The organism is Paraburkholderia tropica (assembly GCF_900109265.1).
Classification (GTDB): Bacteria; Pseudomonadota; Gammaproteobacteria; order Burkholderiales; family Burkholderiaceae; genus Paraburkholderia; species Paraburkholderia tropica.
On the sequence record NZ_FNZM01000002.1, the window covers coordinates 440,939 to 462,372 of the forward strand.

The 21,434-nt window shown below is 64.2% G+C and carries 16 protein-coding genes; 12 read left to right on the forward strand and 4 right to left on the reverse strand.

The window, feature by feature from the left end:
* Positions 1–9 precede the first annotated feature (9 nt).
* Complete coding sequence (locus BMY06_RS04330) at positions 10–1,113, reverse strand: MraY family glycosyltransferase (protein ID WP_065057227.1); 1,104 nt, start codon at positions 1,111–1,113, stop codon at positions 10–12.
* Positions 1,114–1,310: 197 nt separating this feature from the next.
* On the opposite strand from BMY06_RS04330, the gene BMY06_RS04335 reads away from it, so the two are divergent.
* A complete protein-coding gene (locus BMY06_RS04335) occupies positions 1,311–2,201 on the forward strand; it encodes a GntR family transcriptional regulator (RefSeq protein WP_080180172.1) in 891 nt (296 codons plus the stop codon).
* 172 nt (positions 2,202–2,373) lie between these two features.
* Positions 2,374–3,417 (forward strand): glycosyltransferase family 2 protein, encoded by a 1,044-nt coding sequence (locus tag BMY06_RS04340; RefSeq protein WP_074981662.1) that lies wholly within the window; start codon positions 2,374–2,376, stop codon positions 3,415–3,417.
* Positions 3,418–3,485: 68 nt separating this feature from the next.
* Here the strand turns inward: BMY06_RS04340 and BMY06_RS04345 are convergent, their stop codons facing one another.
* Positions 3,486–4,829 carry a calcium-binding protein gene (locus tag BMY06_RS04345; protein ID WP_237181324.1) on the reverse strand — a complete coding sequence of 448 codons (1,344 nt, stop codon included), beginning with the start codon at positions 4,827–4,829 and terminating at the stop codon, positions 3,486–3,488.
* Between the two features lie 556 nt (positions 4,830–5,385).
* Here BMY06_RS04345 and BMY06_RS40445 point away from each other — a divergent pair.
* The 3 genes from BMY06_RS40445 to BMY06_RS04360 all read left to right on the forward strand — a co-directional run bounded on the left by BMY06_RS40445 (position 5,386) and on the right by BMY06_RS04360 (position 10,155).
* Entirely contained in the window at positions 5,386–6,501 is a 1,116-nt protein-coding gene (locus BMY06_RS40445; protein ID WP_065057229.1) for a sugar transferase, read from the forward strand.
* A 139-nt stretch (positions 6,502–6,640) separates the two neighbouring features.
* Entirely contained in the window at positions 6,641–7,858 is a 1,218-nt protein-coding gene (locus tag BMY06_RS04355) for a polysaccharide biosynthesis/export family protein (protein ID WP_124263307.1), read from the forward strand.
* 56 nt (positions 7,859–7,914) lie between these two features.
* Positions 7,915–10,155: a GNVR domain-containing protein gene (locus BMY06_RS04360; protein WP_074981664.1), complete on the forward strand. Its 2,241-nt coding sequence runs from the start codon at positions 7,915–7,917 to the stop codon at positions 10,153–10,155.
* A 320-nt stretch (positions 10,156–10,475) separates the two neighbouring features.
* On the opposite strand, the gene BMY06_RS04365 is transcribed toward BMY06_RS04360, so the two are convergent.
* Positions 10,476–11,546, reverse strand: a complete 1,071-nt coding sequence (locus BMY06_RS04365; protein WP_074981667.1) for an acyltransferase family protein — start codon at positions 11,544–11,546, stop codon at positions 10,476–10,478.
* Between the two features lie 392 nt (positions 11,547–11,938).
* Here BMY06_RS04365 and BMY06_RS04370 point away from each other — a divergent pair, with 392 nt between their 5' ends.
* The 7 genes from BMY06_RS04370 to BMY06_RS04400 all read left to right on the forward strand — a co-directional run bounded on the left by BMY06_RS04370 (position 11,939) and on the right by BMY06_RS04400 (position 20,219).
* Entirely contained in the window at positions 11,939–13,042 is a 1,104-nt protein-coding gene (locus BMY06_RS04370; protein ID WP_074981669.1) for a glycosyltransferase family 4 protein, read from the forward strand.
* A 32-nt stretch (positions 13,043–13,074) separates the two neighbouring features.
* Positions 13,075–14,292: a glycosyltransferase family 4 protein gene (locus BMY06_RS04375; RefSeq protein ID WP_065057367.1), complete on the forward strand. Its 1,218-nt coding sequence runs from the start codon at positions 13,075–13,077 to the stop codon at positions 14,290–14,292.
* Between the two features lie 127 nt (positions 14,293–14,419).
* The gene (locus BMY06_RS04380) at positions 14,420–15,811 is read left to right on the forward strand and encodes a hypothetical protein (RefSeq protein ID WP_124263306.1); all 1,392 of its coding nucleotides are present in this window, start codon (positions 14,420–14,422) and stop codon (positions 15,809–15,811) included.
* Positions 15,808–17,106 (forward strand): oligosaccharide flippase family protein, encoded by a 1,299-nt coding sequence (locus BMY06_RS04385; RefSeq protein WP_074981671.1) that lies wholly within the window; start codon positions 15,808–15,810, stop codon positions 17,104–17,106. The genes BMY06_RS04380 and BMY06_RS04385 overlap by 4 nt, the downstream gene beginning before the upstream one ends.
* 19 nt (positions 17,107–17,125) lie before the next feature.
* Positions 17,126–18,022, forward strand: a complete 897-nt coding sequence (locus BMY06_RS04390; RefSeq protein WP_065057235.1) for a glycosyltransferase family 2 protein — start codon at positions 17,126–17,128, stop codon at positions 18,020–18,022.
* Positions 18,019–19,119, forward strand: coding sequence for a glycosyltransferase family 4 protein (locus tag BMY06_RS04395; protein ID WP_074981673.1), 1,101 nt, complete (start codon positions 18,019–18,021; stop codon positions 19,117–19,119). Before BMY06_RS04390 ends, BMY06_RS04395 begins: the two co-directional genes overlap by 4 nt.
* 23 nt (positions 19,120–19,142) lie before the next feature.
* The gene (locus BMY06_RS04400; protein WP_161495532.1) at positions 19,143–20,219 is read left to right on the forward strand and encodes a glycosyltransferase; all 1,077 of its coding nucleotides are present in this window, start codon (positions 19,143–19,145) and stop codon (positions 20,217–20,219) included.
* Positions 20,220–20,243: 24 nt separating this feature from the next.
* On the opposite strand, the gene BMY06_RS04405 is transcribed toward BMY06_RS04400, so the two are convergent.
* On the reverse strand, positions 20,244–21,419 hold the full coding sequence (locus BMY06_RS04405; protein ID WP_074981676.1) for an SGNH/GDSL hydrolase family protein: 1,176 nt from the start codon (positions 21,417–21,419) through the stop codon (positions 20,244–20,246).
* Between the last annotated feature and the right edge of the window lie 15 nt (positions 21,420–21,434).

The window sequence follows — 21,434 nt, forward strand, 5'->3', positions numbered from 1 at the left end:
GTCGCCGCTTCAGGTCCGGCGCTGCTTGCGCACCACGAGCCACTTCGGCGAGCGAAAGCGCACGATGCTCACGTAGAGCCACACGTAAGTGAAGGCGAACACCACCACGAAGCAGAACAGATGCAGCGTGTGGCGCCAGAACAGCGTGGCCGGAATCACGGCGATCAGACACAGCAGCCACAGATACGGCGACGTCAGCGAATTGCGGCGCGTGAGTTCGCGTGCGGTGCGCGCGCCCACGGCCCAGCGCATCAGGCGCTTGTAGACCAGCATGTGCAGATGCACGCCGTCGGGAATGCCGGGCGACATGCCGCGCACGAACTTCTTCCGGTAGATCGAGAAACAGGTCTCGAAGATCGGGTACATGAACAGCAGCACCGGATACCAGGCCGAGACGTCGCGGTTGCGCATGACGAGCAGGATCGCCAGTTCGGCGAGCATGAAACCGATGAAGTACGCGCCGCCGTCGCCGAGAAAGATCAGGCCCGCCGGGAAATTCCAGATGAAGAAGCCCATCACCGCGCCCATCATGATCAGCGAGGCAGAGAGCACGACCGGGTCGTGCACCTGGAATGCCACGTAGGCGAGCGAGGCGAACATCATGAACGCGACCATCGAGGCGAGGCCGTTGAAGCCGTCGATGATGTTGACGGCATTCGCGAGCGCCGCGACGGCCAGCACCGTGATCACGCACGAAATGGCCGCGTAGGAAAGCAGGAAGTCGAGCGGCGGCACGCTGATGCGCGTGACCGCGATGCCGAGCAGGAAATACGCGAGCGCGGCGGCGGCCATCGTGCAGACGAGGCGCGCGAGCGGCGAGACCTTCTTGGTCAGATCCTCGACGAGCCCGGAGCCGAACGCAGGCAACCCGCAGGCGACGATGCCGAGAATGCCGCCGGACACGGTCGGCCAGGCGTGGTGAAGCTGCGCGGCGGCCACCACGAGTCCCGCCAGAATGCCGGTTCCGCCGATGCGCGGCACGGGCCGCGCGTGGAATTTCTGCACGCCCGCGAGATCGGAATCGACGGAAAACCTTTCATGCAGATGCGCGTAACGCACGATCAGCAGCGTGACCAGCAGTGAAACGATGAAGCCGAGGGCGAAACTGAGCATGAAAGGTGAACGCCGGTCAAAAAGTTAAATGCGCGTTGAATGCGGGCTGAATGCAGCGTGAATGCGGGCCGAAACCGCGATTATACAAAGGCGCCGGGACGCCTCCGTGGGCTGCCGGGCGCATGCGCGCCGACGGACGCAGGATTGGAGCGAGGTCAATACGGAGCCTTGCCGCGCTGCCGATAATTGCGCCGATCATGCGCGAACCCAATCTACTCATTCCGTCGTCGCCGTCGCCGCTTGCGAGCGCCGATGTGCAAACAAACGCACAGCCCGCCGCGCCGTTGACGCCGCCGGCCTCCGCGCTCGACGCCCGCTCGCTCGTTTCGACGCTTTCCACGCGCTCGCCCAACCCGCTTAACGCCACCAGCTCGCCCACGCCGCTGCGCGCCGCACGCGGCGGAGCGTCGCGCGCCGACCGCGTCTACGAGAGTTTGCGCGAGGACATCTTCGAGCTGCGCCTCTTGCCGGGCGTCTGGCTGACCGAGGCGGCCGTCGCGGCGCGCTTCGAAGTGTCGCGCACGCCCGCGCGCGAAGCGCTGCAGCGCCTGCAAGGCGACGGCCTGATGCGCGGCTACGTGCGCGGCGGCTGGGAAGTCGCGCCGATCGACTTCAGCCGCTTCGACGATCTTTACGAAATGCGCGAGCTGATCGAAACCTTCGCGATCCGCCGACTCTGCGAGCGCCACGCGCGCGGCGATCGCGCGGCGGTGCAGGCGCTCGACGCGCTGGGCGCGATCTGGCTCGTGCCGGAGGCGGCTCGGCTCACCGATGCACGCCGCGTGGCCGCGCTCGACGAGGCGTTTCATCTCGCGCTCGTCGACGCCGTGGGTAACGCCGAGCTTTCAGCGGCATTGCGGCGCGTGACCGACCGCATCCACGTGGTGCACCGGCTGGGCTTCGTGTACGGCGAGCGCGTCGGCGAAACGTATGCGGAGCATGCCGAACTGATTGGTGCGATTCGGGCGGGCGGCGTCGGGGTTGCCATCGAGCTGGCCGAACGCCACGTGCGCCGCTGCCGCGCCGAAATCTGCCGGCTCGGCGCCCAGCGTCTCGAACTCGCGCGCGGCGAGCCTGCGGGGGTGTGAGCGAGGACGGCGGTGTCGGCCCGACGCCACGGTGCGGCGGGCGCGCCCGCCAGGCGTTCCGGGTCAACGGGGCCGCATGATAGTATGGCCGCCCGCGCCGCCCGGACTGGCCTCCCGGCGGTGCCAACCCCACTCGTCCCACTCGCCCGCCTGCACGGGCCGCCCATCGCCGATGAACCTGGAAGACGAACGCACTGAGGCAGGTCCTGCCGTGTCCGCGAACGACGCCTCGCGCCCGCTGGTCTCGATGCTGCTCATCGCCTACAACCAGGCCGGTGTGATCGCCGATGCCGTCGCGGGCGCGCTCGCGCAACGCTATTCGCCGCTCGAAATCCTGATCTCCGACGACTGTTCGAGCGACGGCACCTTCGCCGCCATCGAAGCCGCCGTGCGCGACTATCGCGGACCGCATCGCGTCGTGCTCAACCGCAACGAGAAAAACGCGGGCATCAGCGCGCATCTGTCCCAGCTCGCGGCGAAAAGCCAGGGCGACCTGCTGGTCGTGACGGCCGGCGACGACGTCTCGTCGCCCGAACGTTGCGAGCGTCTCGTCGCGTGCTGGAACGCGCATGGACGCAAGATCGACCTGATCGCGTCCGACCTCGAAGAATTCGAAGGCGCGAAGGGGCAGCAAGGCAAAGACGGCGAGGCGGGCCGCATCGCGCCGACCGACCTCGGCCAGTACCGCAATTTCGACGACTGGGCGCGCGAGCGTCCGTGGCTCGTGGGCGCGTCGCACGCGTGGTCGCGGCGGCTGTTCGAGCGCTTCGGGCCGATGCTGCCGGGCGCGATGGCCGAAGATCAGATCATGACGTTTCGCGCCGTGATGTCGGGCGGCGCGGTCAGCCTGCGCGAACCGCTCGTGCGTTACCGGCGCGGCGGCTTGTCGGGCAAGAAGCGGCTGCGCACGGTCGAGCAGTTCATCGCGCGCGTGAAGCAGACCAATGCGTTCGGCCTCGTGGAGTCGGCGCAATTCGAACGCGATGCCGATATCGCGGGTGTCGGCGACGCGATGCGCGCGCTGCTCGTGCCCAAGCTCGCGCGCGAGTGCTACGTGCGCGATCTGTTCGCGGCGCGCGGTTTCGGCGAGCGCCTCATGCTCGCGCTGCGCAGGCCGCACATCAAACTCGGTTTTCGCATCCGCATGTTTCTGTACGCGGCGTGTCCGTCGGTGTATCGGCCATTCTTCGCGCTGCGCGCGCTCGTCAAACGTTAAAGCCCACAGGCGGGTTTTATCAGGCTTTTCAGCACGGCCATTTAATTCGTCATCCGAATGAATCGAAATCAGGTGCCCGGCGTACCGGCGGGCGTGATTTCCAGCAGGATCGGGTGATCGGGCACGTCCACGCTGATCTGGCCTTCATTGCGATGCGTCGCGAGCGGCTCGGCGGACACCATCGGATCGTACACATCCACGCGGCGCGCGTTCGCGCCGAGACCCACCTGAACGGGCACCGGCGGGCTGACGAGCGGCGTGCCTTTCGCCCGATCCCAGATCGGCGTTTCGTTCCAGAGCGCGAGCACGAAGCGGCCGTCCTTTTTCTTCAGCAATAAGCTGTACGCCGAAACCGGCATGCCGGAGAGCGTGTACGCGAGCGTGTCGCGCGCGGCCGCTCTGGTGCGATGCGGCGTGTTCGTGTTCAGAATCGTCGTCAGATTGCGGATGGTGTGCGCGACGACCTTCGGGCTGTTGTCATTGCGAAACATGCCGTAATGCATTTCGGCGTTCTTGTTTTGCGGATCGGGTTTCTGGTCGAGCAACTCGTAGACGAAAAGCCGCTTCACGCCCGCCGCCGCCGCATCCATATAGCCGTTGAGCACGCCTTTGGCCTGGGTCGGTTCATCCACGCCCAGCATGTACCAGCCCGATTGCGGCATCGAAAAATAGCCGAATTCGGTCACGACGACCGGCAACTCGAACTTCTTCACCGAGCCGAGGGCCGCCGGCAGCCAGTGGTCGCCGTTCGCGTTATAGCTCGGCTGTTCGCCGTTTTGCGGATAGACGTGGGTGTTCGAATAATCGGCGGAACTCGTGCGCGTGTCGACTCCCTTCGGGTCATAACCTGTCACGTCGTACACACGCACGCCCGCGAGCGCGGGCGTGGTCTGCACGCGACTATAGATGTCGCGCTGCGAGGCGAGCCCGGCGGCGGCGCCCTTGAGCCCGTTGTAAGTCACCGGAAAGTTATCGATCTCGTTGAAGCCTTCGATGGCGGCAACGCTGCCGGGCACGGCGGTATTCAAGGCCACGGCCTGGGCGATCGATTCGTCGATATTGGTGCGCACGAGAAAATTGAATTTGACGCCGCGACGCGCGAGGTACACATAGTTGTCGAAGGGCGGCGAGCCGTTCGGCACGATGTCGCGCACGTGGCGAATGCCGAGCCAGTTGAGATCGTCGGCGATGTTGTGGACGTTCACGTAGGCGCCATCGGTGTAATTCACGTGCGTGTTGACCGCGAGCGAGTCGATGAAATCGCTGGCGGGCATCGCGCGCACCGCATCGGCGGCGTGTGCCGGCGTTGCGGCGAGACCCACTATCAGGCCGAAGACGGCGCAAGCGCCGATGATCGTATCGACGAGGCGCCCAGTCGCGTGCGGGCGGGCTGCGTTTATAGAGAGCTTCACGGCAGGTTCCTCGCGTGGTGCGGTTTGCCGACATTCTGCGGCGGAGTGAACGCGCGAGTGTGTGCGTAGGCGAACGCGGCGAGCGAATGGGGAAAACGAATGGGGAAAACGAATGCGGCATTCCGCAGAGGAATCGCCTTGTGTGTCCCGCCGCACACATCACGGAAAAAATTGCGTCGCCAATAATACGGATTCCTATTAAATGGCGTAAATCGTCACGCGCGCGCTGCTAAGAGAAAACGCAGATCACACAAAAAAAAGAAGCCACGAAAAGACACGGCGAATGTGCGAGACCGTACATATCGCCTCGCCCGCGCATGGCGTGCTTCATGGTGTGCGTGCCTCGCCACGAAGCCGCCGCCACGAACACAAACCGTTGGTGGGATTGCGCACGGTTTGCCCGTTGTCCACACCGTAATGTGTCGCTGTGGCCTGTTGGGGCGGGCGAAGTACGAATCTGCATCCCCAGGCAAAGAGAGAGCGTGCGTTCGCTCTCCGAGGACGACCACGTCAGACCCAAAACGTCTGATGAACACGACACGCACTGGGGTAGGACATGTCAGATCTAACGCAAGGGCCTCAGCTGACGCAAGGAACGCAGCTGACGCGAAGTTCGCTACTGACGCAACGCACGGTCGACGTGGTGCTGATCGTGCTGGGCGCAGTGTGCGCCGTGCACCTGAACCTGAATTTCACGCAGGTCGGCGCGGCACATCATCCCGATCCGACGCTGGTGGCGTTTTGTGCGGCACTGGCGCTCTCGGTGTTTCCGGCTTGCGGCACTTACGGCTCGCGCGGCAGCCGCTCGATTTTCAGCGTCGCGGGACGCACGGCGCTCGCGTGGCTCGCCGTGCAGCTCTGCGGCCTCGTGCTGCTTTACGCGATTCATCACGATCATCTGCTGCAACTGCCGTGGTTCATCTACTGGACGCTGACGACCGGCATCTCGTTGATGGCCTCGCACACGCTGTTCTTTTCGGAATTCAGCGTGCTGCGTCTCACGCGCGCCTGGTGGCATCGCGAGCCGATCGAAGTGGAGATGGGTTCGGTGCGCGCCGCCGTGGTCGGCCACGCGCTCAAGCGCATGTTCGACATCGTCGCGGCGCTCAGCGCGCTGGTGCTGCTTTCGCCGGTGTTGTTCGTCGTGGCGCTGCTGGTCAAACGCGATGGCGGCGCGGCGTTCTATGGGCACACGCGGGTGGGCCGTCACGGCAAGCCGTTCCGTTGCCTGAAATTCCGCTCAATGGTGGTGAATTCCGAGCAGGTGCTCAAGGACCTGCTCGCCCGCGATCCGGAAGCGCGGGCCGAATGGGAGCGCGAATTCAAGCTTAAAAACGATATCCGCGTGACGCGCATCGGCCGCTTCCTGCGCCATTCGAGTCTCGATGAACTGCCGCAACTCTGGAACGTGCTGCGCGGCGAAATGAGCTTCGTGGGCCCGCGCCCGATCATCGATCAGGAACTGGAGCGCTACGGCGACGCGCGCAAGTATTACCTGATGGCGACGCCGGGCATCACCGGACTGTGGCAGGTGAGCGGCCGCAACGATATCGATTACGCCACGCGCGTCTCGCTCGACGTGTTCTACGTGATGAACTGGACCTTCCGTCGCGACATCGGAATTCTGTTCAAGACGTTTTTCGTCGTGATTCGCGGCAGCGGCGCGTACTGACGTACTGAGATTGCTTGAGTCGTTTTGTTTGAACACCGGATTCAGCAGGGGAAATGAGCGGCGCGTTTGCGCCGGGCGGACCAGGTATCTGCGTCACACGGAATGACGCGGAACATGGGCAACGGATGGGGGTAGGTCAATGGAAACGAACGCGTATCAATCGATTGGCGCGGGCGCGAAGCGCCGCGTCGGCTTGTGGGTCGTGTGCCTGGCGATGGCCGGGCTGGGCGGCTGCGCGCTCGCGCCGGGCATGACGTATGCCCCCGCGAAAGGCGGCGGCACGTCCGGCGAGGCGAACGCGGGCGCGACCGGCACAGGCGCGCCCGGCTCGAACGTGCCGGACAGCGTGGTGGCCAAGGGCTTCGCGGGCGCGCCCTCGGGCACGCTCGTCGAGATCACGCGCGACCTCGTGACGAAGGAAGCGGCGGCGCGCCCCACGGGCATTCCCACCGACGTGCAGAAGCTGTTCGCCAAGGCCGTGCCGTATGAAATCGGTCCTGGCGACATTCTCAGCATCGTGGTCTGGGACCACCCCGAACTGAACCTGCCGATGTCGGGCGGCGGCGGCGACGGCAGCGGCGCGAGTTCGGTGTCGTCGGGCTATACGGTCGATACCAACGGCTTCATCCAGTACGCCTATATCGGGCCGCTGAAAGTCGAAGGGCTCTCGGAAATGGGCGTGCGCGACGCGCTCGCCGACAAGCTTGCGAAATACGTGCGTCAGCCGCAGGTGACGGTGCGCATCCAGACCTATCGCAGCAAGCGCGTGTATCTGGACGGCGAGGTCAAAACGCCGGGCGTCGAAGTGCTCAACGACCGCCCGATGACCTTGCCCGAAGCGATCAACCGCGCGGGCGGCTTCACGAGCAACGCCGATCGCTCGCAGGTCGCGGTCACGCGCGGCGATACGACGGTGGTCGTCGATATGCCGGAGATGATCCGCAAGGGCTTCAACCCCGACCGCATCATCCTGCGCGACGGCGATCTCGTGCGCGTCTTCGGGCAGGCCGACAGCAAGGTGTTCGTGGTGGGCGAAGTGGAGCGTCCGGGCGGCGTGATGTTCAACAACGGCCACATGTCGCTCAACGAAGCGCTCGGTAACGCGGGCGGCATCAGCCAGGCGTCGGGCGACGCTTCGCAGGTGTACGTCGTGCGCGGCCGCGATACTTCGCAGCCCACGGTATTCCATCTCGATGCGAGCAATGCGTCGGCGATGGCCACGGCCGATTCGTTCCAGCTCAAGCCCAACGATGTGGTGTTTGTCGATACGTCTTCTCTCGTCAAGTGGAGCCGTGTCATCAGCCTGATTTTGCCGACGACGCAGGCCGCGGCAGCAACCCGCGCGGTCGGCTACTGATGTCCGCATGAACGCGAAGCGCGCCTTTCGGCGCCTTCGTCACGGAGAGGATAAAAATGAATCAGCGCGAATATTTGCTTGAGGGGCCGGCCGACTCGATGATGCCGGTCGCGCCCGAAAGCGGACACATGGGCAATCTGCTCGATACGCTCTATGCCGGCCGCAAGACGATCCTGGTCGCGACCGTGCTGTGCACGCTCGTCGGCTGCGTGTATGCGCTGCTGGCGGCGCCGGTGTATGAATCGGACATGCTGATCCAGGTGGAGGAAAATCCGAACGCCGCGAAGTCGGCGCTCGCCGATCTGTCTTCGCAGTTCGCGATCAAGACCGAGGCCTCGGCGGAAATGGAAGTGCTGCGTTCGCGCATGGTCGTTTCGGCGGCCGTCAACGCGACCAAGCTCTATATTCATGCGTCGCCGCGCTATTTTCCGGTCGTGGGGCGCTGGGCCGCGCAGCATCTGAATCTCTCGAACTGGTCCGGCTGGGGCGGTTATGCGTGGGGCGACGAAGCCATCGAGGTGTCGAGCTTCGAAGTGCCGGCGCGCCTGATGGGCCGCCCGTTCGTGCTGACGTATCAGGGCGAGGGCGCGTACACGCTCGCGTTCGGCGGCACCACGCTCGAAGGCAAGGTGGGCGAGACGCTGCACGCGCCGGTGGTGGGCGGCACGATCGACCTGCTCGTGAACCGCATCGACGGCGAGCCCGGCGTGGTGTTCAACCTCTCGCGCAGCTCCGAACTGAGTGCGATCCAGCAGTTGCAGTCGGCGCTGGCGATTTCGGAAAAGGGCAAGGAATCCGATGTGATCGGCGTCGCGCTCGACGGCGGCGATCCAGTGCTGACCAGCACGATTCTCAACGCGATCGGCAACGAGTACATCCGCCAGAACGCGCAGCGCACCCAGGAAGAAGCGGAGAAGTCGATCGCCTTCCTCGACAAGCAATTGCCGCAACTGAAGGATCAGCTCGAAAAGGCCGAGAACGAATACAACACGTTCCGTTCCGAACATGGCGCCGTGAATCTGGGCGCCGAAGCGACCTCGCTGCTGGCGAGTTCGGCGCAGGCGCAGCAACATCTCGCTGACCTGCGTGGGCAACGCGCGCTGTTGCTCGCGCGTTTCACCGACGACAACCCGGCCGTGATTGCAATCAACGGTCAATTGTCGGAAGCCGAAAAGGCGATGAGCGAACTCGCGGGACAGACGCGCGCCTTGCCGCCGCTCGAACAGCATCTCGTGCGCCTGCAACGCGAAGTCACCGTCGATACGAACATCTACACGAACCTGCTGAACAACCGTGAGCAGATGCGTCTGCTCAAGGCCGGGCGCGTGTCGAACGTGCGCATGATCGACGCGGCCGTGCCGCCGGAAGGGCCGATTCGTCCCAAGCGCGCGGTGCTGGTGATTGCCGCGTTCTTCACGGGGCTGTTCGTTGGCGCGGCGATCGTGCTGGTGCGTCATCGTCTCAAGCGCGGCGTGTCGCTCGTCGACGAGATCGAAGTGGGAACCGGCCTTGCCGTGTTCGCTGCCGTGCCGCGGAGCCGTCTGCAACATACGCTCACGCGCCGCGTGCCGAACGGCACGCCCGGCACGAACACGGTGCTCGCGCATACGGCGGCCTTCGACGCCGCGGTCGAAAGCCTGCGCAGCTTCCGCAGCGCGCTCGAATATTCGCTGGCGAATGCGTCGAATCATGTCGTGCTGCTCGCGGGGCCGACGCCGATGGTGGGCAAATCGTTCGTCTCGGTGAATCTCGCCGCAGTGTCCGGCGCATCGGGCAAGCGCGTGTTGCTGATCGACGCCGACCTGCGGCGCGGCTCGCTGAATCTGCACACGGGCGTGCCGAGCAGCCCGGGTCTGACCGATGTGGTCGATTATCTGCAGGACTATGACCAGGTCGTGCATCGTCAGGTGATGCCGGGCGTGGACTTCGTGGCCACGGGCGGTTATGTGACCAACGCGAGCGAACTGTTGCGTCAGGACAGCTTCAAGGATTTCGTGGATTGGGCCAACGAGACCTACGACCTCGTGCTGATCGACGCGCCGCCGGTGCTGCCGGTCGCGGACGCCGGCATCATCGGACAGCTTGCGGGCACGGTGTTCGTGATCGCGCGTCAGGGCACGACGAGCGTGGCGGAACTGCGCGAGTCGGTGCGCCGTTTCGAACAGGTCGGTGTGCCGATTCGCGGCGTGATCTTCAACGATATGACCTCGCGTCCAGGCCGTTACGGCGATGCGTATGCCGCTTACGGTTATTCGAGCCACGGTTTCGCGAAAGACGCGGGCATGGCGCAGCGCTGAATTCCACGAAAGCGTTAAACAGGAAGCCCACCACGGTGAACCCGTGGTGGGCTTCTTCCATTCTGCGGATGAATGCGGACGAGCGCGGGTGAATGGCGACAAAGAAGCAATTGCCAAGGCCTAGTTCCGGTTCGCACATCCGCGCGCGCGAACAGGAATGCAAGCCGTGATGAACATCCTGAACCGCGCGATACACGCATGAAAAGCCGCTCGACGCAGTGACTTTAATCGTCGCCGATACGCGGAAGCCGGACGCAAAAAAGCCCGACGTAAGACCGTCGGGCTTTCATTTTCAGACGTTTTAAATTCCGCTTGAAACCTCAGCTCATAGCCGCTTCGCGCAGACGCGAACGCTTGCCGTCGAGCTTCGAAAGCAGCGGTTTCTCCAGATACCGGTGAACCACCAGCGCGAACACCACCGCGATACAGGCCACGCACGCGGCGGCGAAATAAAGACTGAACGTCGAATGAAACACGCCCGCTTTGATCGCCTTCGCGAAGGCGTTCATCCAGAAACCGTGCGTGAGATACAGCACATAGGAAGCGTTGCCGAGCGTCGTCAGCGAACGGCCGATGCGGTTTCGATCGTCGGGGATCTGCATGAACAGCGCGACCAGCAGCATGGACGGCAGGCCCCACGCCCACCATCTGAACGAATTCGGCAGACCGAACGTCGCGGTGTCGGGCGAGGCGGCGGAGGCCCACCAGAACAGCGCGACGCAAGCCAGCAACAGGAGTTGCCACGTGCGCCGGCCCAGCTCGGGCAAATGCGTGCCGATCGCACCGAGCGCAATGCCGAGCAGGAATTCGATCACGAGCGGGCTGCCGTAATACTGCGCCTGCGCGGTTGCGCCGAGTTTATCGAGCACGAAGGGCACGGCGGCCAGCAGCGCGACGATGCCCAGCGTGCGTAGCCGCTGCCACGGCAAACACAGCACGACGGTGCAGACGAGATAGAAATACAGCTCGTAGATGAGCGTCCACGCCACGCCGAGAATCAGACCGGACGACGTCGTGGGCGGCAACAGGAAAACCGATTCGGCGATGCCGACCGCGTCCAGTTCCATATGCTTGAACGCGAGCCCGCTGCCGGCCAGCACGACCATGATGGCGACGCAGGCCCAATACGACGGAAAAATGCGCGTGAGGCGGCGGGAGAAGAATCGGCGTGCCGACGTTTGCGCGGAAAAGCCGCCCGTCGTATGCCACATCACCAGTCCGCTGATGACGAAAAAGATATCGACGCCGCACGCGCCGACGCGCGTCGCCGAAGCGGGCACGATGGCCAGCGAACTGCCGGCGGCTTCTTCGAGAATGTGATGCGCGAGCACCGCGAACGCGGCGAAAAAGCGCAAATGCTGGAGGCCGTACAGGCGGGTTGGACGTGCCATGGATGTCGTCGGTGAGTGCAGCGATGGCGAAAGGCGCCGCCCGGAATAGACGGGACGCGCTGACGCATTCGTCCAACTCGATGCTCCGGCGGCGTGGCGGGATTTTCCGGAGGAATTATAGAAATGTCTTTATTTCAGCGGACCAATTAACTGCTTCGCTACGTGGTGCGCAGCACATTGCGCCTTGCTTGCGCTTCGGTCGCGCCTCGCTCGCGCCGCGCGCCGCGCGAAATGGCGCGGCATGAGCGTAGGCGAACATTCGACGCGGGGAAGATCGGCCACACTTCGGTCCATACCAATTGCATGGTGTGGCTCGTCGAATCCGGTCGTGTGTCGCGGTGCTTGCGCGCACGGATGACGCCGGGTCATGAGCGATGCCCTGGACCGATCCAATGAAAGACCCGCTTGCTCCCAATCTGCTGATCAACGGCCGTTTTCTCGGACGGCGCGCGACCGGCGTCGATCGTTTCGCGTTCGAGACCATTCGGGCGCTCGATCAATTGATCGAGTCGGGCGATCCGCGTGTGGCCGGACTGCGCAGCGAGATCATCGTGCCCGCTGCGTTGGCGGGCATGGCGAATCCGTTCCGGCATGTCGGGCTGCGTGCGAGCGGCAAGGGCGGCGGTTTGCGTTGGGAACAACTGGCTTTGCCGCAGGCCGCGCGTGGGCGCTTGCTGCTCAATCTCTGCAATTCCGGGCCGCTGATGTATCGGCGTCAGGTCACGGTGTTGCACGATGCGGCGCCCGCGCGTGTGCCCGATAGCTACAGCCGCTCGTTCGTCGCGTGGTATCGGCTGATGGCGCCGCGTATCGGCCGGGTTTCGCAGCGCGTGATTACCGTGTCGGAATTCTCGCGGCGCGAGTTGTCCGACGCGTACCGGATTCCGGCGCGCAAGATCGGCGTGGTGTACGAGAGTGGCGAGCACATGCTGCGCGTGCAACAGGACGAGAACAAGGTGGCCGCGTCGCTGGGCGAGCGCCCCTTCGTGCTCGCCGTTGGCAGCCTCAATCGTCACAAGAATTTTCAGCTTGTAGCCGATGCGGCGCGCCGGATTCGCGACGCGAAATTCGACATCGTGGTGGTGGGCGGCGGCGATGCCAAAGTCTACGGCACGGGGCAGGACGCGTTGCCCGGCTTCGTCAGGCATCTCGGCTACGTGAGCGACGGCGAACTGGCCGCGCTGTATCGCCGCGCGGCGTGCTTCGTGTATCCGTCGCGTTATGAAGGTTTTGGGCTGCCGCCGGTCGAGGCGCTGGCGCTCGGCTGTCCGGTGATCGCCTCGCGTCTGCCGGCCGTGCAGGAAGCGTGCGGCGATGCCGTGCTCTACACCTCGCCGGACGACCCCGCGGAACTCGCGCAACTGCTCGAACGCATCACGGCCGACGCCGCGTTGCGCGCGACCCTGCGCGAACGTGGCCGCGCACGCACGGCGGAGCTGACTTGGCACGCCACCGCCGTCAAGCTGATCGAGGAGATTTCGCCGTGGCTAATGTAACACTTGCCTCGAACCTCGCCAATCTCGCGAACGTGGCCAATGTGGCTAACGTGGTCAATGCGGCGAACGACACGCGCCGCTTTGGCCGCGTCGCGCTCGTGCACGAATGGCTGGTGACCTATGCGGGCTCGGAGAAGGTGGTCGAACAGATTCTCCAGCTGTTTCCGCAAGCCGATCTGTTCAGCGTGGTCGACTTCTTTCCGGAAGCGCAACGCGGCAAGCTCGGCGGACGTCATGCGAAAACGTCGTTCATTCAGCATCTGCCGCGCGCGCGTTCGTCGTTTCGCAGCTATTTGCCGCTGATGCCGCTCGCGATCGAGCAGTTCGATCTCTCTTCGTACGATCTCGTGATTTCGTCGAGCCACGCCGTGGCCAAGGGGATCTTGACGGGACCGAATCAGGTGCACGTGAGCTACGTGCATTCGCCGATTCGCTATGCGTGGGATCTGCAGCATCAATATCTTTCCGAAGCGGGTTTGCAGCGCGGCGTGAAAAGCTGGATCGTGCGCATGCTGCTGCATTACATGCGCATCTGGGATCAGCGCACGGCGCACGGCGTCGATACCTTCGTCGCCAATTCCGCCTTCGTGGGGCGGCGTATTCGCAAGGCCTACGGCAGCGAAGCGACCGTGGTGTATCCGCCCGTCGACGTGCAGCGTTTCGAATTGAGCGATCGGCACGAGGACTTCTATCTGATCGCCTCGCGCATGGTGCCGTACAAGCGCATTCCGCTGATTGTCGAGGCTTTCGCGGCGATGCCGTCCAAACGTCTCGTCGTGATCGGCGACGGCGCGGATTTCGAGCGCGTGAAAGCCTGCGCCGCGCCGAACGTGACCTTGCTCGGTTATCAGCCCGACTCGGTGCTCGTCGATCACATGCAACGCGCGCGCGCATTCGTCGTGGCAGCGGAAGAAGACTTCGGCATTTCGGTGGTCGAAGCCCAGGCGTGCGGCACGCCGGTGATCGCATTCGGACGCGGCGGCTCGCGCGAGATCGTGATCGATTCGCCGGACCCGGAACGTGGCACCGGCCTCTTCTTCGCGGAGCAGAGCGTGGAGGCCATCGTCGAAGCAGTGGAACGCTTCGAGCGTCAGCCCGCGCTCAAGCCCGAGGTATGCAGGCGCAATGCGATGCGCTTCACGGAAGAGCGCTTCAAACAGGAGTTTCTCAGCGTGGTTGAGCGCGCGATGGACGCCGGCAAGGGCTTCACCGATGCGCCACAAGTGGTGCGGCGGTGGCAGTCGGCATGACGGTTGTTCGAGCGCGCTTCGAATGTGCTTCGAATGTGCCTTGAGCCGCTGCCATAAGCAGGCCTGACGACATGAGCGACATCGCGCGCGCGTGATCGGCGGGCGAACGAATCTTGGGGGCAGGGACGTGTCGATATACGGGTTGATCGTGTTCGTCACCGGACTGGTGGCGTTGTACACCTCGCATCGCTGCGCCATCTACGCGATGATGGTGTTTGCGCTGTTTGGCAGCACACAGGCGGTGGGCCTCGGCAGCATCGGGATCTTGCCTGCGCAACTCTTTCTGGCTTTTTTCGCGATCCGGGCGTTCAATCTCGCCGGCGGCAAGACGCTCGCCGATGCGGTCTCGCTCGACAAGCCCGGCTTCTGGCTGCTGTGCACCTGCGTATGGGGCGTCGTGGGCGCGATCCTGTTGCCGCGCCTGCTGCTCGGCTCGACGCTCGTGTATCCGGTCGACCGCAGCAGCCAGGAAGTGCTGCTCAAACCGCTCGGGCCGGTGTCCGGCAATCTGTCCCAGTCGGTCTATTGCGTCAGCGATGTGATCGTCTATTGCGCGACCTACGCGTTCCTCAAATATCGCGGCGTCTATCGAACGCTCGCGAATGCGATCTTCGTGCTGGCAGCGCTCGACGTGGTTGCCGGTTGCCTCGATATCGTCTTTCACGCGGCCGGTATCGATGCGATGTCCGCGATCAAGACCGCTCAATTCGCCGACCTGACCGGCGAGGAAATGGGCGGCCTCGTGCGCATCAGCGGCACCTTCAGCGAGACCTCGGCGTTCTCGGGTTTTACGCTGCCGCTGTTCATCTTCTGCCTGAATCTCTGGCTCGTGGGCTATCGCACCAAAATCGCGGGCTCGCTCGCGCTGGCCACGGGCATTTTGCTGCTGCTGTCGACGTCGGGCACGGCCTATGTCGGGCTCGGCGCTTACGCGGGCGTGCTCGTGTTCAGCCGCCCCGGCGTGATCTCGCGTTCGGCGATCGCGCGCAAGCAGCGGCTCTGGGTGGTCGGCGCCTGCGCGGGGCTGCTGGTCGTGCTTTACGTGATTCTGTTCCTGCCGAGCGTGGCCAATGCGATCACCGACTTCTTCAACACGGCCGTGTTCAGCAAGGCCGGCAGTTCGTCGGGCGTCGAGCGGATGGGCTGGAACGCGCAGGGCGTCACCAACTTTCTTGATACCTATGGCATCGGCGTCGGGCTCGGCAGCATTCGCACGTCGAGCTTCCTGATCGTCGTGCTGGCGAATCTCGGCGTGGTGGGCGTGGTGTGCTACGGCATGTTTCTCGGTACGTCGCTGCTCACGCCGATCCCCAGCGCGTACGGCTTCAGCGAGCGCGCCATCTGCTACGCGGCTCGTCACGGCATGATTGCGACGCTCATCGTGGCCTCCGCTTCCGCCGGGGTGTTCGAACTGGGCGCGCCGTTCTACATCTTCGCGGCGGCGGCCGGAGCCCTGTCGCCGCGCGTATCGCGTCGCACGATGGCGCGTGCGCGCTGGGTTTCGCAGGGGGGATCATGAAAAAGCTCGACACCTCGCTGTCGAAACTCGATCTGTTCGCCGTCTACCTGTCGTACGCGTTTCGCTACCTTTATCCGCTCGTCCTGATTCCTTATTACGGACGCGTGCTGGGCGCGGGCGGCTACGGCGTGGTGCTGGCCGGCACGTCGTTGTCGAATTCGCTGTGGTTGTTCGTGAACTTCGGCTTGTCGACGGTCGGCGGACGCGAACTCGTGCAAACCGATCAGGCGGGCCATCACGACGTGGTCTTTCGCGAGCACTTCACGGCGCGCCTCGTGATCGCGGCACCGGCGGTAGTGATCGGCCTGATCGCGGCATTTCGTTCTGATGTGATTTCGAGCGTGCCGTACGCGCCGTTCTTCATCGTCGCGGGCGGTATTCTCGCCGCGTTCAATCTCGGCTGGTATTTCTCCAGCACGGGCCGCGTGCGTACGAACATGGCGATCGAAGTCATGGGGCTCGCGCTGTCGCTCATGATGCTGTTCGTGTTCATTCACAAGCCTTCGGACGTCGGCCTTGTTTTTCCGTTGACCTTCGCTTCCGGGCTGCTGCAAACCGGCGTGTCCTACTGGCTGGTCCGCAAGGAGTCGACGGGCTGGCTCGTGCCGCTGCGTGCCGCGTTCGCGCTGATCAAGCGTTCCACCACGATCTTTCTCTACAACGGCACGGCGATTCTGATGCTTGCCGCGTCGTCGTACATTTTGTCGCTGATGGCCTCGCCCGCCGAAGTCGGCGCGTTCGGGATCTCCGAGCGCCTGATCGCCGCCGCTTTAGGCGTGATGGCGCCCGCCGCCCAGGTGCTCGCGCCGAAAGTCATGTATCTGGTCGCGCACGACGAAGCGAAAGCCAACTGGTTCGCGCGGCGCATTTTTGCCGTGTTTCTCGTGGGCGCGATCGCGGGCGTGATTCTCACCGAAGCCCTCTCGGACTGGCTCGTGCCGCTCGCATTCGGTCAGGAATTCCGCCCCGCCGTGCCGATTCTCAACCTGATGGTGTTCGTGTTGCCGATCAGCGTGTGCACGCGCGTGCTGGGTCTGTATTTCATCTTGCCGCGCAAGCTCGAACGACTGTTGCTGTGGACGGGCTTCGCGAGCGCGCTGGTGAATCTGCTGGTGGCGATTCCGCTGGCCAGCTATCGCGGCGCGGAAGGCATGGCCGAAGCACGCTTGATCGGCGAAACCGCCTTGCTCGCGATGCTGATCTTCGGCGTCTCGCGCGCGGGCTTGCTGCGCGGTTTTATCGGCAATGGCAATGCAGTGTCCTTGAATGCGCGACTGGCGCGCTGGCGCGAATAACTTCGCAACAGGTAAAACAATGAATCCGTCTCCTTTCGACAAGAAGCCGAAAGTCTGCGTGATCTTCCCGACGCTGGGGCGTGCGGAAATTCTTCAGCAGGTCGTCGCCTTTGTGGACCTGCAAACGGTCAAACCCGATCTGATCATCGTGTCCTGCGTGTCGGATGCGGACGTCGGCGACCTGCGCTCGCGGCCCGGCCTGCTCGTGATCCAGGGGCGGCCCGGCAGTTCGGTGCAGCGCAATCGCGCGCTCGATCATGTGCCGTCCGATTTCGACGTCGTCATTATTCTCGACGACGATTTCCTCATGCATGGCCGCTGGATCGCCGAGGCATTGAAGGCGCTCGAAACCGACGCCTCGATTGCCTGCGTGACGGGCACCGTGCTCGCTGACGGCATTCACGGCCCCGGCTACTCATACGAGGAAGCGCGCGCGATCGTCGCGAACACGAACGACCTGCCGGGCGACATGCACATCGCGCCGACCGGCGGTCCGTACGGCTGCAACATGGCGTTCCGGTGCAGCAGCATTGCGGGGCTGCGTTTCGACGAACGTCTCGTGCTGTACGGCTGGCAGGAGGATCGCGATTTCGGCGGCCAGATCTGGAATCGCGGCGGCCGCGTCGTGCGCATCAATACGGCGGTGGGCGTGCATATGGGCGTCAAGCGCGGACGCGTATCCGGGCGCAAGTTCGGCTATTCGCAGGTGATCAATCCGCTGTATCTGGTGCAGAAGAAAACCATGCCGCTGCGCGACGCGCTGCGTCATGTGCTGCGCAATGTATCGAGCAATGTCGTGCGCAGCTTCGTGCCGGAACCGTGGGTCGACCGGCGCGGGCGCTTGCGCGGCAACTGGATCGGCGTCTGCGATTTCGTGCGCGGCCGACTGACGCCCGAGCGCGCGGAAAAACTATGAGGACGATTGCGTTCAACGGCAAATTCTTCGGCGCGGCGCCGACGGGCGTGCATCGGGTGGCCGAACAGCTCGTGGCGGCCACCGACGCGTTGATTGCCGCGCACGCAGGCGGCGACGTCGATTACGCGCTGGTGGTGAGAGATCGCGTGAACGTGCCGCGTTACCGCAATATCGCGTGCATTCGCGAGAGCCGCTGGGCGCGCCGCATGCATCGCATTGCATGGGAGCAGTGCTATTTTCCGTTTGCGCGGCGCCGCGATTTCATTCTCAACCTCTGCAATCTCGGGCCGCTGCTGCACCGTGATTCGGCAACGATGATTCACGACGCGCAGGTTTATTCGTCGCCCGATTCCTATTCGCTGCCTTTCCGCCTCTGGTACAAGTTTCAATATTTCTTTATTGGCAAGCGGCACAAGATCATCTTCACTGTTTCCGAGTTCTCGAAACGGGAACTGGTGCGTTACGGCATTGCGAGCGCGGACAAGATCGTCGTGGTGCATAACGGCTGCGATCATGTTTTTCAGGTGCGTCCCGACGAAACACTGTTGGCTGCGTTGAAACTCACGCCCGAGCGTTACGTGCTGGCGCTCGCGAATACGCAGCGTCACAAGAATATCGGCGTGTTGTTAAAAGCATTTGCCGATCCGGCATTGCGCGACATCGAACTGGTTTTGTTCGGCGGCGCGACGCGCGCGGATTTCGAATCGCTCGGCCATGTCGTGCCGCCGAACGCGCGATTCGCGGGCCGCGTGAGCGATGCGCAACTCGTCGGTCTGATGCAGCGCGCGGGGGCGCTCGCGTTTCCTTCGCTGACCGAAGGCTTCGGCTTGCCGCCGCTGGAGGCAATGGCGCTCGGCTGCCCGGTGATCGCCGCGCCGCTTGGCGCGCTGCCGGAAGTGTGCGATGACGCGGCTTTATACGCCGATCCGTTCGACGCGAGCGCGTGGCGCGCGCAGATTCTCACGGCGCTCGACGACGTGTCCGCGCGGCAATCGCTGATCGCGAGCGGATACGGCCAGGCGGCGCGCTTCACCTGGCAGTCGGCGGCCCGCAGTCTGGTCGAATCGCTGCGAACCGTGACCGGCGCGACGCGCTGATGCAACGCATAGTGGAGCAAGCAATGTCGATCGATGTCGATTTTTCGCTGGCGCTGAACGACCGCACCGGCAAGCTATTTCTCGGCAAGGATATTATTTCGACGCTGGGCGGGCAGGTCTCGCGCGTGCGTTACGGACGGTGGCACGAGTTTCCGCACAGCGATCTGATGCGCCGCGTCGTGGGCCGTCTGACGCACAAGGAAACGCTCGCGCGCGTGTATCGCTCGCCGTTCGCCGCGGTGTTGCCGGTGATACGCGATCCGCGTCCGACCTTGCATCTCGATCCGTTGAGCGTGGTGCGCCATCGGCTGGAGCCGCGCGATATCGTGCTGTGTCACGATGTCGGGCCGATCACGCATCCGCAGTATTTCGCGCCAGGCGTCGACGATCTGTATCTGCGTGCGTACGACCAGATTCGCCGCGTGAAACCGCATATGGTGTTTGTCAGCAAGACTTCGCAGCAGGAATTTCACCGGCTGTATGGCTGTGATTTTGCGTCGTCGAAGGTGATTTACATTCCCACGCGGCTCGGCGTGAAGGACGGCGAAGCGAAGGCTGTCGACGGTGTGGGCGCGCGTTTTCTGTTGACGGTCGGCAGCGTGGGCGATCGCAAGAATCAGGCGCGCTGCATCGAGGCGTTCGCGGCGAGCAGACTCGCGCAGCAAGGCTGGCAGTATGTCGTGGTGGGTGGCCGCGAGCCGGGCGCCGACACGGCCATTAATCTCGCGCGGCAGACGCCAGGCGTCGTGCTGCCCGGTTATACGACGGACGAGCAATTGCGCTGGCTGTACCGCAACGCATCCGGCTTCGTGCTGATGAGCTTGCTCGAAGGTTTCGGCATGCCGGTGATCGAGGCGATCGAGCACGACTTGCCGTGCCTCGTGTCGCGCTCCAGCATTCTGACTGAAGTGGGCGGCGACGCGATGCTCGACGCCGATCCGCTCGAACTCGAATCGATCGCGATGGGCATGCAGGCGCTCGCCGCCATGCCCGCCGACGAGCGTCAGCGCAGAATCGACCAGGCTCGCCGCCATTTGCAGATCTTCGCGCGCGAACCGATTCTTGCCTGCTGGCGGGAATTGATCGAGCGGATGGGCTGAGAGCGGGCTAACGCTTCGAGTGATTCAAGGCGCTGCGACGGAGGTGAGGGGAGCCACCGCCGCATGCGTCGAAGCCGCAGAATTCGCGGCAAAGCTCGGCTGCAAGAAGCTCAACACCTGCGCGTCCGTGATCGGTTCGATATGCAGCCCGAACGCGGTGTTCAGCGCGGCGATCAGATGCTGCGTCCAGAGCGTATTCCAGACCACGCCCGCGTGCCCGTCCGAGAGCACCGCATTGTGCGGATCGTCGCCCGACGTATTGGTCACGGCCCAACCCGGCGGAAGCCGCAGCGTCTTGTAGCGCGGGCGGCCCTGCGCGTCGCGCGCGCCCCATAGACCGCGGAACCACGCGCGATCGTCGAGAAAAACCACATGCTGTCGATCTGCGGCCGCGAGCTTGCGCAAGCCGTTGTCGTAGCGATCGAGGCCCGCATCGATATTGGCGATCGCCGCGCCGGACTGCCAGCTGTCGAACTCGATCGACCAGTCCGCATTGCTGAGCACGCCGACGAGCACGACATGCGTATCCGGATGATGCGAGCGGATCAGCGCCACCGTCTTGCCGATCTCGGCGAGGCAGGCGTCGATGCGCGCGTTCGGCTCCGGCGCGTTGCGATCGTGCGACAGCGCGTCGAGCACCGCGTGATCGCCGAGGTCGTTGATGCCGATGCGGATCAGCACGACGCCGCCGCGCCAGGCTTCGGATTCGCCGTCCATCAACTCGACGAGGCGAATGGCCTGGCGCTGCGAATGCCCGAGCAACTGGCTGCAATTCGCGCCGCTCACGGCGAAGTCGTAGCGATAGTCGTCCTTGCGCGGCGTGCGGGCCGACGCGCCGAACGCTTCGTTCACGTAGGCGCGCACCTTGCCGCTGCCCCAAGCGCCCCATGCGCCGAGATCGACCTGATCGCCGCGCAGGCGCGCCAGCACTTCGGTCCACTGCCAGGTGGTGGCGCGCCACGCGCCGCCGCGCATGTCGGGGCCGCCGAGCATCAGCGTGTCGTGATAGGACTGGCTGTCCGAGTCGCCGAGCACGGCGAAACGGATCTTCGCGTCCGGCCGTTCCGCCGCCGCCGCCGTCGCGGCCATCGCCACGGGCGCGCGGCGAAACAGGCCGGGCGCGGCCAGCTTCACGCACAGGGCGACGAGCGTCAGCGCGCTGCAAAACGCCACCACCAGCACTCTGCGCGAAGGCGACATGAAGCGATCCTTGCG

Bases quoted from the DNA above. Each gene is read 5' to 3' on its own strand.
- BMY06_RS04395 (WP_074981673.1), top strand. From the start codon at position 18,019: ATGAGGACGATTGCGTTCAACGGCAAATTCTTCGGCGCGGCGCCGACG.
- BMY06_RS04340 (WP_074981662.1), top strand. From the start codon at position 2,374: ATGAACCTGGAAGACGAACGCACTGAGGCAGGTCCTGCCGTGTCCGCG.
- BMY06_RS04405 (WP_074981676.1), bottom strand. From the start codon at position 21,419: ATGTCGCCTTCGCGCAGAGTGCTGGTGGTGGCGTTTTGCAGCGCGCTG.
- BMY06_RS04385 (WP_074981671.1), top strand. From the start codon at position 15,808: ATGAAAAAGCTCGACACCTCGCTGTCGAAACTCGATCTGTTCGCCGTC.
- BMY06_RS04330 (WP_065057227.1), bottom strand. From the start codon at position 1,113: ATGCTCAGTTTCGCCCTCGGCTTCATCGTTTCACTGCTGGTCACGCTG.
- BMY06_RS04355 (WP_124263307.1), top strand. From the start codon at position 6,641: ATGGAAACGAACGCGTATCAATCGATTGGCGCGGGCGCGAAGCGCCGC.
- BMY06_RS04360 (WP_074981664.1), top strand. From the start codon at position 7,915: ATGAATCAGCGCGAATATTTGCTTGAGGGGCCGGCCGACTCGATGATG.
- BMY06_RS40445 (WP_065057229.1), top strand. From the start codon at position 5,386: ATGTCAGATCTAACGCAAGGGCCTCAGCTGACGCAAGGAACGCAGCTG.
- BMY06_RS04370 (WP_074981669.1), top strand. From the start codon at position 11,939: ATGAAAGACCCGCTTGCTCCCAATCTGCTGATCAACGGCCGTTTTCTC.
- BMY06_RS04390 (WP_065057235.1), top strand. From the start codon at position 17,126: ATGAATCCGTCTCCTTTCGACAAGAAGCCGAAAGTCTGCGTGATCTTC.
- BMY06_RS04365 (WP_074981667.1), bottom strand. From the start codon at position 11,546: ATGGCACGTCCAACCCGCCTGTACGGCCTCCAGCATTTGCGCTTTTTC.
- BMY06_RS04335 (WP_080180172.1), top strand. From the start codon at position 1,311: ATGCGCGAACCCAATCTACTCATTCCGTCGTCGCCGTCGCCGCTTGCG.
- BMY06_RS04400 (WP_161495532.1), top strand. From the start codon at position 19,143: ATGTCGATCGATGTCGATTTTTCGCTGGCGCTGAACGACCGCACCGGC.